The 14,551-nt window shown below is 44.4% G+C and carries 16 protein-coding genes and 1 pseudogene; 8 read left to right on the top strand and 9 right to left on the bottom strand.

Features of this window, described 5'->3' with window-relative positions:
* Positions 1–2,344: pseudogene (locus H6G83_RS31515) on the top strand (hypothetical protein); the annotation flags it as partial.
* Positions 2,345–2,400: 56 nt separating this feature from the next.
* Here the strand turns inward: H6G83_RS31515 and H6G83_RS31510 are convergent.
* A complete protein-coding gene (locus H6G83_RS31510) occupies positions 2,401–2,784 on the bottom strand; it encodes a hypothetical protein (RefSeq protein ID WP_190479529.1) in 384 nt (127 codons plus the stop codon).
* A gap of 227 nt (positions 2,785–3,011) precedes the next feature.
* On the opposite strand from H6G83_RS31510, the gene H6G83_RS31505 reads away from it, so the two are divergent.
* Positions 3,012–3,614, top strand: a complete 603-nt coding sequence (locus H6G83_RS31505; protein WP_190479526.1) for a tetratricopeptide repeat protein — start codon at positions 3,012–3,014, stop codon at positions 3,612–3,614.
* 14 nt (positions 3,615–3,628) lie between these two features.
* Here H6G83_RS31505 and H6G83_RS31500 read toward each other — a convergent pair whose 3' ends face one another.
* From H6G83_RS31500 to H6G83_RS31470, 7 genes are all read right to left on the bottom strand, one after another.
* Positions 3,629–3,829 (bottom strand): hypothetical protein, encoded by a 201-nt coding sequence (locus tag H6G83_RS31500; RefSeq protein ID WP_190479524.1) that lies wholly within the window; start codon positions 3,827–3,829, stop codon positions 3,629–3,631.
* Between the two features lie 99 nt (positions 3,830–3,928).
* A complete protein-coding gene (locus tag H6G83_RS31495) occupies positions 3,929–5,404 on the bottom strand; it encodes a hypothetical protein (RefSeq protein ID WP_190479522.1) in 1,476 nt (491 codons plus the stop codon).
* Positions 5,405–5,430: 26 nt separating this feature from the next.
* The gene (locus H6G83_RS31490; RefSeq protein WP_190479520.1) at positions 5,431–5,820 is read right to left on the bottom strand and encodes a MerR family transcriptional regulator; all 390 of its coding nucleotides are present in this window, start codon (positions 5,818–5,820) and stop codon (positions 5,431–5,433) included.
* A 102-nt stretch (positions 5,821–5,922) separates the two neighbouring features.
* Positions 5,923–6,381: a DUF1392 family protein gene (locus H6G83_RS31485; RefSeq protein WP_190479518.1), complete on the bottom strand. Its 459-nt coding sequence runs from the start codon at positions 6,379–6,381 to the stop codon at positions 5,923–5,925.
* On the bottom strand, positions 6,378–6,632 hold the full coding sequence (locus H6G83_RS31480) for a MerR family transcriptional regulator (RefSeq protein WP_190479516.1): 255 nt from the start codon (positions 6,630–6,632) through the stop codon (positions 6,378–6,380). The genes H6G83_RS31485 and H6G83_RS31480 overlap by 4 nt, the downstream gene beginning before the upstream one ends.
* A 66-nt stretch (positions 6,633–6,698) precedes the next feature.
* On the bottom strand, positions 6,699–7,280 hold the full coding sequence (locus tag H6G83_RS31475) for a hypothetical protein (protein WP_190479514.1): 582 nt from the start codon (positions 7,278–7,280) through the stop codon (positions 6,699–6,701).
* Between the two features lie 95 nt (positions 7,281–7,375).
* Positions 7,376–8,041 carry a hypothetical protein gene (locus tag H6G83_RS31470; protein WP_190479512.1) on the bottom strand — a complete coding sequence of 222 codons (666 nt, stop codon included), beginning with the start codon at positions 8,039–8,041 and terminating at the stop codon, positions 7,376–7,378.
* Positions 8,042–8,444: 403 nt separating this feature from the next.
* Between H6G83_RS31470 and H6G83_RS31465 the strand changes: the two genes are divergently transcribed.
* The 4 genes from H6G83_RS31465 (at position 8,445) to H6G83_RS31450 (ending at position 12,764) form a co-directional block, all read left to right on the top strand.
* Positions 8,445–8,657, top strand: a complete 213-nt coding sequence (locus H6G83_RS31465) for a hypothetical protein (RefSeq protein WP_190479510.1) — start codon at positions 8,445–8,447, stop codon at positions 8,655–8,657.
* 525 nt (positions 8,658–9,182) lie between these two features.
* Positions 9,183–10,772: a hypothetical protein gene (locus H6G83_RS31460; protein ID WP_190479508.1), complete on the top strand. Its 1,590-nt coding sequence runs from the start codon at positions 9,183–9,185 to the stop codon at positions 10,770–10,772.
* Between the two features lie 92 nt (positions 10,773–10,864).
* Positions 10,865–11,674, top strand: coding sequence for a hypothetical protein (locus H6G83_RS35660; RefSeq protein ID WP_242044965.1), 810 nt, complete (start codon positions 10,865–10,867; stop codon positions 11,672–11,674).
* A gap of 16 nt (positions 11,675–11,690) precedes the next feature.
* The gene (locus tag H6G83_RS31450; protein WP_190479506.1) at positions 11,691–12,764 is read left to right on the top strand and encodes a hypothetical protein; all 1,074 of its coding nucleotides are present in this window, start codon (positions 11,691–11,693) and stop codon (positions 12,762–12,764) included.
* A 302-nt stretch (positions 12,765–13,066) separates the two neighbouring features.
* Here H6G83_RS31450 and H6G83_RS31445 read toward each other — a convergent pair whose 3' ends face one another.
* Positions 13,067–13,630: a hypothetical protein gene (locus H6G83_RS31445; RefSeq protein ID WP_190479504.1), complete on the bottom strand. Its 564-nt coding sequence runs from the start codon at positions 13,628–13,630 to the stop codon at positions 13,067–13,069.
* Positions 13,631–13,693: 63 nt separating this feature from the next.
* Here H6G83_RS31445 and H6G83_RS31440 point away from each other — a divergent pair, with 63 nt between their 5' ends.
* Both H6G83_RS31440 and H6G83_RS31435 read left to right on the top strand, forming a co-directional pair.
* The gene (locus tag H6G83_RS31440; protein ID WP_190479533.1) at positions 13,694–14,050 is read left to right on the top strand and encodes a hypothetical protein; all 357 of its coding nucleotides are present in this window, start codon (positions 13,694–13,696) and stop codon (positions 14,048–14,050) included.
* On the top strand, positions 14,019–14,480 hold the full coding sequence (locus H6G83_RS31435; RefSeq protein WP_190479502.1) for a hypothetical protein: 462 nt from the start codon (positions 14,019–14,021) through the stop codon (positions 14,478–14,480). The genes H6G83_RS31440 and H6G83_RS31435 overlap by 32 nt, the downstream gene beginning before the upstream one ends.
* Positions 14,481–14,551 lie beyond the last annotated feature (71 nt).

Below are 14,551 nucleotides of genomic sequence, written 5' to 3'. Positions count from 1 at the left end.
AGGCATGGCTACTAGTAATGCCAAACTGTTGGAACTAAAGCCAGAACTCACGCCAGGGCAAACGAAACTGCTGTTTGATGCGGCTTATGAGTACGCGCGGTCATTCAGAGATAGCATAGTCCCAGAACAAAGATTATCAGCCGCCGCCGCCGCTTGGGCTGTTGGTGCAGCAAGGCAAGATGAACTGGAACGTAAGAATAAGCAACATGAAGGTGAAGAGTCGCCTGATGAAGAGAATCAACCCCAAAAGGAAATTATCAAAAAAATCCCCAACTTTGTATTTGCAGCATTCCCCTCGGAGATAGTATCGCGCTTAGAGCAGTTGCAATTCAACGAGTTGACATTGGGAACTCTCAGTAATGAGTCCAATAATTTCCGTGGTCAGGAATGGAACCCCCAACAATTGTACCCAATTGAAATCAGGGCATCTCACCATCCTCCGGGACATGAGCGCCATGCTTCACGATTGGCATTCGTACAAGATAGTGATGGGCAGTATAAAGAATATGCCATGTTGGAGCCAAGAACCGGACAGCTACCAATTGGTACAAAAGCTCTGGCTAACATCATCCCTGGACAGACATACACAGCCAACGCTACAATCTCTTTACCTGGAAAGCTGGACGTAACCTTTCTCATCAGAGAAATGAGTAAGTTTACTTACGCTGGGCGAGTTTTCAACGCCGAAGATGCAACGATAGAGATTGGCACAAAATCAGTGCCTAGCCAAACGGTAAAAATCAAATTAGAAGGGAAAACTTTAGGGGAACTAGATGCTGATTCAATTAAGCAATTGCAAGCATATAACATAGTCAAAGATGAGCAAAAACTGAACCTGAAATTGAAAACAATTTCTGACAACGAAAAGTTTGGATTTGTGATAGCTCAATCGCCCAATGGAAATTTATTAAGAATTAATAATATTGGCAAATATGACTACAAAGGACAGACATTTAACGATGAATCTTATCGCAAGCTGACGCTCTCTGTATCACAAACCCAGGTCAAGGATGCAGTGTTTTTGAACGGTCAACCATTAGGTGTGTTGTTTAAGAATAAAGACAAGGAAGCTCTTAGGGAAATAGGAGCTTTACAGCCGGGAAAATTGACACAAGTACAAGCCACAATCCAAAGCAATTTCTCCACAGCGATATTAAAAATTGACCCCGCAACAGTTCAGTACCCCCAAACCTGGACAAAGGAATCGCAGACTCTTGGCACACAGCAGCCTTCGTTGCAGCAGCAGATGGTAGAGATAACTGCACCGATATTAGCCAAAATCAAAGAGCGCCCCACTATCTTGTTTGCCAGCGCAGAGGATAGAGAGCTTGGCATCACGCGCATGGCAGTGGATAATCATAAGTTTGAAACGGTCAGTCAATGGTTACGACAAAATAATGTCAGCTTCACCAAACTAGCACCAGAAGATGTCCGACTGGAAACGAAAAAGGGATTGTCAGTATTTAGGCTCGTCAACTCTTCTATACCTGAGCCGATATCGAGAAGGATGACCAGTAAATTTGGTGCAGTTGAAGCATTTGACCAGTATCAAGCAAAATTGCGATCGCAGCCAACTCGCCCCAATTCTTTGCAACCGTCAAGTGTCAGCGAGGTAGAAACTCCTTCACCAATTCCATCCAATGCTACACCAGTCCAGGCAGGGGGAGCAGGGGGAGAAAACAGAGCAAGGGGAGCAGGGGAAGAATTGGGGGCAGGGGGAGCAGGGGGAGCAGGGGGAGAAATACCAATTCGCAATGGGCTAAACGCCCCGCTACCGCTAACGCAATTCGCTGCTTTTCACAATTCTCAAAACTGCGAAAAGCAGCGAATTGACAATTGCGAATTGTCTTCTGCCTCCCTTGCTTCCCCTGATGTCCCTACCACTCAAATAGTCACAATTGAAGATTTGCAGAATTGGCACGATAACGCTGATTGCTTAGGCAAGTCTGATGACTACAAAAAACGGATTCTAGAAGTAGCCAATGCTTTCAAAGCAGGAACACCTTTATCCGACAAAGCGATCGCCGCGATGCGCTCCGATGAGACGCAGCTAGACCAAATCACTCGCATCACCGAAATTGCTCAACGGTTGGGGAATAAATGGGGTGTCCAGGGCGAAAACAACCTAACCCTGGTGACAGGCAATAGTTATGACTTGGCATATAACCTTGCTCGTCAGGATTTAGCGATCGCACAAAAAGATGGTCAGATAGTTTTGCAAGTAGAAACCGGGAAAGTAACAGTTAATAAAGTTACACCCCACTTAATAGAAACTTTTGACAATGCGGATAAGAGACTTGAGGCGATCAATCTTCATCTTCAGCAGATGGAAATGCAGCAGTGAGAAAAAAAAAGCCTCCAAGCGGAGGCTAAGAAGTACTTAACAGTATTTAACAGTGGTTAACAATAGTACGGATCAAGCAAGATATGCCACAAACCTAACCACTCGGCTAGGGATACATCTTCTCTGCGTACTGAAGCTTTATACCCGTTAGGAAACAGAACTCTATCCTGTGAGTTAACTTCTACAGATAAGTGAGGCTCACCAGTAACCCAAGATACCTTCAGAATTTCCATACAGCATTCTCCGATTCCGGGGATATTAAAGTCTGTGGCTGGAGTCGGTATCCTTTTCTTATTTAGCTCCTCAAAATCAGCCAGGAAAGCTTCCCATTCTGCGAGTGAGGTCGGTAGTTCTAGGCTATCTTCATAAGCCTTCTGATTTACCTTTTCTTCTTCGGTTAGATTTAATTCCCACAATACATCAATTTCAAAGCCGGACATATATTTTTCTCCAAACTTAACGTTTTCACTAATGCTTATGCGAAGCATCAGTGAGTGAGATTTTTCGTCAAAGCTGAAGTATAGAAAAACGCTAATAGCATATTCTTTACCTCTAAATTTCATTATGTTTCGGCGTAGCCTTTTAAATTTAAGTCCTAGAAAATAAGTAATTATAATAAATTTAAGTACAATTATTATAACTAGATAATTTTGGTAAATAAACAATTATGGAAGCAACAAATTTAGAGCAAGCACAAGCTTTTGCGCTCAATCCCAATTTTGCAGAAGCCTACAACAATCGTGGTTTAGCTCGTCTGAAAATCTGTCATAAATCGGAGTTCCCTAAGATTGTTGAGGATTACAATCAGGCGATTGCTCTCAATCCTAACTTGGTTGAAGCTTATTTAAATAGGGCAGATATTTATAAAAATTACATTGGTGATTTTGAGGCAGCAATGCAGGATTATGAAAAAATAATTTCGCTTGAGCCTAACCGTATAGAGGCTTATGTTAACATAGCTCACATTCATTTTATTTCAGGTAAATTATCAGAATCATTAGCCCATTTAGAAAAAGCGATATCTATCAATTCTGATTGTCCAGAAGCGTACTGCGGACGAGGAACAGTTAGGTTTCATCTAGATGATAAAGAGGGCGCGAAAAAAGATTTGTTCTTGGCTTTTGATTTGTACGAAGCACAAGGAAACATAGTTTATTGTGTTTTTACTAGAAGTTTGATAATGAACTTGTTTCAGGATTACGAAGTTCACAAAGACTTGTTTGGGGTTGAGAGTAGAATGAGAGAAAAAAATAACCACTCTATCAAATAGAGTGGCTTAACTTGTTAACTAATAATTCTCATCACATCAGCCAAAACAGCCGCAGCCTTGTCGCCCGTTGGCACAAACAACCGCTTGCGCCATTGAATGATCTCAGTGAAACATCCAACAGCCACAAGTCGGTCAGCCAGCGAAATGGCATCGACTAGCTCTAGTCGTGGTTCACCAGCAATGGAAGACCGCCGCAAAGTTACGCCTCCGGGCAACTGCTGCGAATACCGCTTGTAAAAACTTGGACAAAATTACCCAGAGTAGGCAAAATTGTACAAAGAGAACTTAGCGGTATATGTTCTAAGAAATCGTCTTTAGTGCCGTAGCTTGCTTTTGCCAGATTGTTCTGACAATCGCTTGACCAAAGACCCCCAGTTAGAGATAGCATAGAAGTTGTGACGCTTGATGCTAGATTTCCCAATTAATTTATTTAGTTGGCTCCAGAGGCTCCATACGTGCTTTCCATCCTTCACGGAGAGATAGGCGGTTATGGAGCCGGGAATATTTTCAGTTAATCGCATACCGCGTCGTGCAATAGCGATCGCCGCAGCACAGTCCGAAGATAGCCCATATTGTCGAGCATACTTCACCATGCCAATTAAACTGGTGTAGGCTGGATTAACTTTTATTAAATAAATGCCACGATTACTTAAAATACTGTCTAGTAATTGGTAAAAACGGCTATATGCCCAACCAGAAAGCATCCGGGCATACTTTCTTCCACGTTCTCTTAATTGCTCTTTCTTGGTAGAAAAGTCTAATTCTTCACAAACAATCGGACAAGCAAATGTTGTGGCTAATCGCGCCAGTCTTAAGCAAGCTTCAACAATCTGCGCGTCTTGTTTGCCTGATGGTAGTCCCATCTGTAGCGGGATTTGACCATGAGATTTGAGATTACCATCTCTATCAATGTATGCCCAGCCAATGGAGCCAGGATTCATATCAATCCCAATGCAGCCATAAGCAGAATGTTTAGAAACACGCTCAACTGGTACTGGTGTAAATTTTACTGCTGCATTCCATTTGTTGTGCTTGCGAAAGAAATGCCATGTCTTAGCGCCATCTTCGGGCAGTCTGTTGATATTGCGGTTAAAGTTGCCTAATAAAGTTTGTACATATTTACCAAACCTTGATTCTAGACAAGGTGGGACGCGGAATCTTAGGATATTACCATCCCATTGACAAACTTGATTACCAAAGCTTTCATCCTTAGAACCAACTACAAATACTTGATTTCTAGGAATAATTGTTTGAATATGGGAAGTTCTTAAGTGTTCTATTTGTTTAGCTAATTTGTAAGCCCGACGTTTTTTATTGTGAATTTTAAAACGTAAATTATTCCAATTAGTGTTACGGAGCTTCAGAGAACAAGACAATGGAAAACGACATCCTGTTTTAGAATTACGCCAGTTCTTTTTAGCGTAGAACTTAGCTGAATCAGATAACTTCTTATCTGACTTGGTAATCCAAGAATTGAGAGATTTTAGTTTACCTTCCAGTGTTTTGATGTGGAGCTTACGGCTTTCTTTAGAAGCATTAACAGCACCTTCAGTAAATTTGATTACACCAGTAGCGTGTCGCCTTGATATGCCATAAGTCTTCTGTAAATGAGTATTCCAACTAGAATTATGAAAGCTATTTACTGTTAAAAGGTGATTAGCTGTCTCACACGCTGCTTTATGAAATACCGAACTGTAAGCAGCTAAAAACATCTCAAACTCTGTGAGTCCTAAGTTATTCAATTCTTCTGCTGGAGTCGGTAATCCTTTTACATACGAGAGAGTCGGCATTTATTTCACCTCATCAATTACATTGGCTAACCCACCAAATAACTAATAACTTGCGGATCTATCGCCATTATCCGCTTTCTAATTGACGCAGGCGGATTTTGGAAAAACCGCTTTAAGTCTTGACTTCTAACCTGATAACAGTGAACAGAGCGCTTTTTCGCTTTGAGCCACCCCTGTCTTACCCAATTTCTGATGGTTGTTGGATGTAAGCAAAGATTCTTGGCTATCTCACTACAGCTATAGTTATCAAGGGTGGGACGGATAGAGTAGCCAAGTTTGTATAATTTGCCAGCGATCGCTAACTCACTACGATAATACCCTCGTCTTTTGAGGCGGAAAGCGATTTGCTTTACTGTATATGTTTCAGCCATTTGTTCTAAAGTTATTAATTCTGCTTCAGTCCATCTTCTGTACATTGATAAACCCCCAAAAACTCATCAAAATCACAACAGAATTGATATTGTGTAGTAAAGACATAAAAGTGAGTCGTTTTTACTGAACTCTTCAATACCAAGGCTTCAAACCATCACCCGTATCAAATCCTCTTCCCTAACCAAAGAAAAGCGATCGCAAACGATACTCGTCGGGACAAGCATTGGTGAACGCCACTCGACGAGGTAATACCAAGCCTGATCTGCAACCTGGACACCCAACACCAAACGCTGCTTCGTTGTAGGTGGATTACTGACTAACATCACGCGATCGCCTACCGCATAAGCCGGCTGTTTCACGGTGTTCGCTTCCATGCGGCTAGTCCCAAGAATCTCTTGTTTGGTGGCGAGTATGGTATCGTTCTCAAGTTCGATGAAGTAGACCCACTCACCTTTACTCCAGCCAAATCCAGAGCAATAGCCGAATGTCCGCAAAGCCGTGAGATAAACTCGCTCCCACACATTGACCTCAACTGGTGGTATTTCCTGACCCCAAGGTGGGGACAAATACCAGCATCTTTCTAACTCGTTGATTTGCTCTTTCATGTTTTTCTCCCCAAAAGATAATCAACAGCTTCGGTATCCAGGCTAGAAATTCGTTTCTTAATTTGTTGCGGGGGGTTGTTGAAAAACTCTTTTAGATGACCTGTACCAATTTCGTAATGCTTTGGGCAGCGTCTATTTACTTTCAACCAACCTCGGTTAATCCAAAGGCGGATGGTAGATAAATTGAGGTGGAGAATACTAGCGACTTGATGACATTTATAGTTGCGTGAGTCGGCTAATTGTTTAGTCATGCGCGTAGTAAAATGTTAAGTCTATGAATAATCGCAGTCGCCCGAATTAATCCGGGCGAGTTTTTTCTAATCAGAAACGGACTTTGTTGTAGTATCAGATTGTTGATTGGTGTCTAACTCATCCTTGAGATAAGACAATGCAGTTTGAGCATCACCCACAGTTAAATCAGGCTGATAGTCAAGTGCAAGATAATCCGGGTGTTGGCTAATCTGTTTAAGAATGACTTGCGCCGCATCAATAAATGACTCTAAAGTGGGTGGAGATTCCCAAGATTTCTTTTGCGCCTGGGTGGGTGTTTCTTGCTGTTTCCCTCCTTGAGCCGTCGCTACAGTTGCAGTTACAGGAATCGCTCTCAGCAGGGACTTCATGTGTTCAAGCTGGCGTGAGTAGTAGTCAATCTCACCTTCGAGTTGTGTCTTTAATTGCTCTGGCGTGAGTAGTTTTACCTTGTCCTCTAGTTGGTGTTCTTCGTCCTCCTGATTCTTGTCAGGGAGCATGACATATCGCCAACCCTCACCGTACTGTTTGCCAAGATAAGTATCCTGGGCGTAGTACTTCATACCGATTATTTCGCCCTGTTCGGTGCGTTGACCAGGGATGTAACGGGGATATTTCCAGTGCTGGGGAATTGATATTGTAGGTTCCATATTTGTGATTGGTGAATGATTAAGGAGAAGTCAGGATTCAGAACTCAGGAGTCAGAATAATTCTGATTTCTGACTTCTGACTCCTGAGTTCTGGCTTACGCTGCTGTTAACTCCGCGCTATCAAGCAAGTGCTTCAACTCTACGGGTGGCATCTGCTCAAGCGGTCTGTACTGCAAGTATTCATTGAGAAAGTCTGCACACTCTGGTAATTCATCTGTTGAAACCAACCAAACCGCGTCAGATGCAGAGTTACAAAAGATACGCTGTTGTGTAGCGTCATCAGTGCGGGTGAACCACCAATTACCGTTAGTCTGTCCTGCTTCCCCTAGTTTCTCGTCGCCTCGGTAAATCCCATCGTCTAGCAATTCCAACCCCAGGTTTTCGCATTCGTTGGCAATCTGCACCATGATTTCGTTACCAGTTGTAGCGGCTGGGGTTTCTGGCTCTTGCACTGGTAATGAGCCAGCTTTATGATGTGTGCAGATGTAGCGGTGACATAGCATTGGGGTGGCTGCACGATGTACTTCTGTACCGTTTACCATCACTACCCAGCGCTGGGTGACAAAATCGTTGTCATCATGCGTAACAGTGGCGATTAGCTTGCTTCCAACGTAATATTCCTTGTCAAAAAAGGATATATCAATCACTCTCGGTTCTTCTGGTGCTAGAGCTTGGGCTTGCTGGTTAATGTACTGCTGTAGTTCAGCTTGGGCTAGGGTTTGTTCGTTGGCGGGTTGCTGTCTATGTGCGATGTAGGTCATAATATTAATCTCCGAATAGGATAAGGCGATCGCAAGTTTTCTCAGGACGGGCGGTCGTCTTTGGTTTTTACGAACGTTGTAGAGAAGTCACAACGCATTCATCAAGATTTGGCGTAGCCATTAATTAAATCTCAACACCAGTAAAGACTTGAGTATTATCAAGACGAAAACAACAGTTGCTCCCGTTAACTATTGATTGCTTCTGGTGATTTAAGTGTCTTGATAAGATTGAGTTTTCAAGGTTCAGCGAGGGATGTAATTGCCTCATATATATAATGTACCTCTTGTTATCCCATATGTCAACACACTGGGATAACGTAATTGGGTTACTTGGGAGTACACTTGTTATTACAATGCTTTGGCTGATAGCGTTGAACAATAAACGAGCAATCACGGAATAACTATGAGTGAGACAAGGATCAACATCAGGATTACCCCTGAAAAGAAAGAAGCTTTTTATGAAAAGGTCAAGCAAGAAGGGAAAAACGCTACTGATGTCCTAATTGAGTTAATTGACCAATACTTGGGCAATAGGGATGAATCTAGCGATATCGTTGAGCTAAGGCAGAGAGTAGCGAAATTAGAAGAGCTAGTGCTGGGGGAAACCGCCGCCTGAGAGAAGACAATGATTCTCTCAGGCAATTACTAGAAAAACTGAAAGAAATGCTCAAAGAAAAACCCGCCAACCATTAGGCGGGTTTACTGCTTTTTAGAGATGGCTCCTGTTGTGATAATACTGTGTTACTATTTGGGATAACAAGGCGTTTCTCGTAAAAGTTATCCACTCTTACTTGGGATTCCGCTAGGTATGCCAAGGGTGACGCAATTAAGCTCCCGGCAGATTGTAAGCGGCTAAATTACTTTTCCTCGCCTCTTACAGTCTGCCTTTTGCTTATTGCTAATCATTCAAAAAATTCAAACCCAAAAGCGCTTGCCTCGAAAACATCGCTCTTGGGTAGGTTTCACAAACTACACAGTTTATGCTCAACCAAACAATACCAGATTTACTCCCATCATGCACAGGAGTATATTACGTTAACTGTCAGCATCTATGTGTGTCAATTCAAAGTAAAACTACTGATAATCTTTCATCAAAGCTCATTTTTAGCACCTCTTGTTGCTGCCAAAACAGGAGGAAGATATGCTGACACTAGACCGCGAAAAAACATCTACCCCTGATTACAATCTGCTCAACGCCAGCATCAAAGAAACCTTCACCTCCCTTGACCGCTTCGAGTGGCAGGCTGTAGACGAACTTCTGCAAATGCGGGACGGGGAACTTTACGTTGAGTCCGGGTACACCAGTTTTAAAGAATATTGCCAGCATGAACTATCCGCCTGGGGTGGCTACAGACGAATTACCCAACTGCTAGGGGCGAAAAAGGTCATCGACACCGCCCAGGAATTAGGGCAGCACATCAGGAATGAACGCCAAGCCCGTCCCCTACTCCGCCTAGTCAAGGAACCAGAGAAACTAAGGGAAGCCGTAGCGATCGCAGTACAAGAAAATCCTTCACCGAGCGCATCGGATTTTGCATCTGCGGCTCAGAAAGTGGTTCCTCACCAACCACGCCGACGCATCAAAGCCCCATCTGGGGAACCAGTGGTTCCCAAAAATCAAGAACCAATAGTTCCCCAATCTGCCAGAGTTACGATTACGTCACTAGATCACCCAAGACATGGAGAATCAGGAACCATTGAGGCAGACCCCCCAAACTACTGGCAGCAGATTGTAACTTTCGCTGATGGGAGTAGGGAACTGGTCAATAATAATGATTTAGATGCCTCAAGCGTTCCATACCCCACACAACGAGCTTATTCGCCAGAGTACGCCGAAGCGATCGCCCAACTGAAGGAGCAACACCAGCAAGAGATTGAGCGACTAGAACAGGAATTGAGAATCGGCTTACTTAGTGAAGCCAAAGCGCAGGCCGAACAACAGGTACAAGAAGAATTGACCTCATGGCAAAAACTGTTTCAACAACAGAGGGAGCAAAACGTCCTCCTGCAACAACGACTGGAGGAAATAGAAGCTTCCAAGCAGTTGCAGTATGAGAACCAACAAAAGCAGCCCGTTCAGGAGATAGAGAACGCTGTAAAAGAAAATTCCATCCAGCAAGGGGAGAATACTTTGACTCTTCAGGCGACTAAAGCAGTCAATAAAGGAGCCAAACAAGCTTTAGACCAGACAATTGACCTGCTATCGCTAGCCCAAGAACCACCCAAGGAAAATGCCCAAGAGTGCTTACGCCTGATGGGTATAGCTTTGGGGAATCTCGCCACTGCCATGAACAACACCCAAGCCTTGCAAGCTGCGGCCTTAATCCTGGGAACTGAGCCAAACAAAAGCGCGATCGCTTACCGTGCCGAACAATTGCAACTATTACCGCAAGCAGTGAGCGATATTCGGGCGGTGCTGTCAAAACCTGACTGTACTTGGCAGGAATATTTAACGGTAGCGCGAGAATACGAGGTTATTGAAGAAGATTACTTAGTCCAATTGACCCCACAAGAGGTAGAGCTAATCACCGCTTTAGAGAAGTCCGCACAACCCAAAACTATAGGTGTCGGGTCTATCGTTGCCCATGCTGATATCTACAGTGCTTTATACAACACCAGAGGTGAAGTTATAGAAGACCTGGGTGATGAAGTTTGGGTGGCTTGGGAGCATTGGAAAGACCGCCCGAAAAAGACAGACCGATATTTCAAAAAAGAGTTGCGGCTGTTGTAGGGCTGACGACTACTCAATAGCTCAAACAACCGAATGCGGCATGAATCAACTGCTGCTGATATTTTCATGCGTCAAAATTTGGAGCAATATATATGGATGCGATGACGTTTCAGATTCAGGACGAGTTAGGATTTTGCACCCGCACCAGCGACGGTGTAAGCGGAATGACCGTCACAGCTTTAGCTAATTTTTGCGGAACTGAACAACATACCATCACTCAATTGCTCAACAAAATTCGTGATTGCGACCCCATCACGAATGACTTACCAAAATCGCTACAACCCTATGCTGGTAAAGAATGGAGACTCATCACGAATGACGCTCACGGGAGCTTGTACGTAATTGACGAACTTTGCCATGCGATTCTTGAAAATTACGCCATTGACGCTCGAAAGTACAAAGGCAAAGCGATCGCCGTGGAAAATTACCGCATGGTAGCTAGAGCCGGAACAAGGGTGTTTATCTGGTCACAAACTGGTTATACCCCGCAGTCACTCAGTTCAGAGCAGATGGCGTTACTTGCGGCTATTCCTGCCATGCAAGAAACCATTGCCCAATTACAAGCCCAAGTACAAACCTTGTTACCCCCGTCATCTGATTTTATACCCCCTGGCTGGGATGCTGAGGTTTGGCGATCGCTGCCCCCACAAGATAAGCGCCACTTCAGGTTTTTGTCCCGTCGCCGTGGTTTTCGCCCGTCCGAGCAAGGACAAACTGAGCCTCTAGCCCTACCCTCTGTCACTGTTGAGCAGTTCAAAGAACAACAACGGGCTGAGGTAGCGCAGTTAGTTGGTGAAGTATCACCCGAAGAAAAACAGCAGTTGCAGGCTGCAAAACTCCAAGCACTTAGAGAATTTTGGTCACAAGCGCCCCAAGAAGACCAAGAAAATATGCCGTTTTAGATATTGAGTAAAATATATGACAAGTAAATTAATCACCCCAGAATCCCCTCTGTTGGTTCCTCCCCTGTTGGCCGCAGAGATTGATTTAACCGAAGCAGTAATACTCCAGCAGATTCATTACTTTTGCCAAATCTCCAAGCACATTAAACGTGATGGTAGACGCTGGTTTTGGAAGACACTCAAGGATTGGGGGCAAACACTGCCATTTCTCTCCACATCAGCAATCAGACGTGCGATCGCTAACTTGAGGGATAATTTTAAGTTGATTGATGTTTGTCGTCACAGTGAGAAAACTTGGTATCAGGCGAACTGGTTCACGGTTAACGTCGAGAACGTACAAGCCCTATGGAATCGCATTTGTCAGAATCAGCAAATCGATGTGAGCGTTTTGGAACTATCGAACTGCTCACAGGTGGCAGATCATAACAAAGACTTCCCCCTCAAAGAGTTCGCTTCACAACAACACAGTGCTGTTGAGCTTGAAAAAAGTGAGGAAGTGAAACCGGAGAATTTGGAGTGTGATCAGGAAGGGTCGAGCCAAACCCCAGAATCAGAGTTACCCCAGATTACTCGCTACGTTGATGAACCAGAACAGGTTAACTCGACTGCCGAGACAGATCATCATGGGGGCAATTCTTCCGCCGCCGTGTCAGGTTTTCATAACGAAGAATCTGGTGATGATGATTACACTGAAACACCAGAAAAATCAGTACAGCCGAGTCAACAGGAGGTACAGGAGGTATTGCAGCAGTTACGCGAAATTCCTTGTACTCCACAGTTTCGGCTCAACGGGGAGATTCAGCGCACGGTCAAGCGGTATTGGGGCAATGTGCCGGGGGCGATCGCATATCTCAAGGAGGCACTCAGAACGTGGAAGGGGGTCAAGTCACCGGAGGCTGTGTTTGTTGTGGCTTGTAAAGAGGGACGGAAACCGGAGTCTGCACAGGCTAAGTCTGGTGTAGTTGCTTGGTTTGAGTGGGCGCGGAAAAACAGGATTGTGATTGCTATGTCGGGTGAGGTTGTGTACACGCCGGATGGTGAGGCGGTGGCACTTGCGGAAATGATGCGGCGGTATCCGGTGGGGGAGTAGGGTTGTGCTACTCCAATCCCAATTCTAGTTGCATTGCTTTCTCAGCTTGCGTTTGTGTATTTTTAGTGCATGAGTGCTTGTTTTAACCATAGATTTCTTAAGTGCTTTGATTTGGAGTTTGTTACGTTTTGCGGCTTCCACCTTGGGATTTACGCAAAAGCTCAGAAATGTGTACAGCCCTGGTGATACCACAACATGATGAGCTTTTTTATTAGCGAGATTTTTGACTAATGATCACATTCACTAGGTATAAATAAACTACCCACAGCAACAAGCATTGTAGAAAGTATGGAGTAATTAGATTATAAAGTATTCATAGATTCAATTTTATCTACGTAATATGCAACGTTCTCGACCAATTTCTGCATTACTTTAGGAAGGTATGCCTTCAGCCGAGGCAAGTCTATCTCATCATCGGGGTATTTGTGATGTTGACGAAGATACTTAATGATTTCTAAACGCTTCTCGTCCGCAATTTTAACCAACGGATCAGAAACTTTATAGTCGTGTAGGTTAGAAAGATGAATCAATTTGCAGCCGAATGAATAAATAATATTTACCCAAAGGCAATCTTTTGATGCAAGATTGACCATTTCTCGGTCTGTAATCCGGCTATATCGATTATCTGCGGTTAGAATTGCCCATTGCTCACCATTTACTGTGTTTTCCATTAACAACCGTGAAACCTGTGATGAAGCACCCTGTTCACATAAGAACGCAACTCGTATCAGTGAATCAATTTCTAGACGAAGCAATGCGACTGCAACACCAAATAAATCTTTTTCCAATAGTATTGCGAGCGCGACTTGATGCTCGGCAGAACGGACACGAACTTGACGGCAGAAATCAATGACAGATTGCTCCATTTATTTTCTATGTAACTATCTATTAGGCGTAAAGTTTCCATACATTGTATATTACTAACGCTCATGGATGCTGTACAGGGTAAGTCCGCTCCGTTGTTGAGTGAGAAACAAGACTTGGGTGATGAGCCGAAAGTCAGTCATGAAGGCCATATTTCCCCGCCGTCCGCCCCTGAGTCGGAAACACAGCCTGACAAATGGTCGAGTGAAGCGATCGCGCTTCGGTCAAAGGCTAGACCCTGGCGCATGGAGAAATTGAAGATGGCAGGGTTACTCAAGGAAAACCCCGGCTTAGATTTCCTCATGGAGTGCTGGAACGATGACCCCGCCTTGCAGATTGTGATTACGGGGTTGGTGAGGAAGTGTCCGCAGTGGGGTTATGTTGTGATGGATGGTCAGTTGTTGGAGTGGGAGAGGGGGTAAAGCAGTTAGCCAAGTCCAGAAGCGATCGCTGCCTGAGCCTGTGGAAAAATCAGTACAGCCCAGTCAACAGGAGGTACAGGACGTTTTGCAGCAGTTACGGGAGATTCCTTGTACTCCACAGTTTCGGCTAAACTGGGAGATTCAGCAGACGCTCAAGCCGTACTGGCAGAATATACCGGGAGCGATCGCGTATTTGAAGGAAGCATTGCGGACTGGGAAGGGGGTCAAGTCACCGGAAGCTGTATTTGTGGTTGCTTGTAAGGAGGGGCGGAAACCGGAGTCAGCGCAGGTCAAGTCTGCTGTGAAGGATTGGTTCGAGTGGGCATACAAGCAGAGGATTGTGATTGCGATGTCGGGGGAGGTTGTGTATACGCGCTTGGGGGGAGGCGGTGGCGTTGGCGGAAATGATGCGGCGGTGTCCGGTGATTGAAGGCGGCAAGGAGTTTGTGTAAAATCCTGGGTTAGATTTTCTCATTAGTCGTGGCAAGATGACCCAGCGAG

Source organism: Anabaena azotica FACHB-119 (genome assembly GCF_014697625.1).
Taxonomy (GTDB): domain Bacteria; phylum Cyanobacteriota; class Cyanobacteriia; order Cyanobacteriales; family Nostocaceae; genus Trichormus; species Trichormus azoticus_A.
The sequence above is the reverse complement of the archived record's forward strand: the minus strand, read 5'-3'. Positions and strand labels throughout refer to the sequence as shown.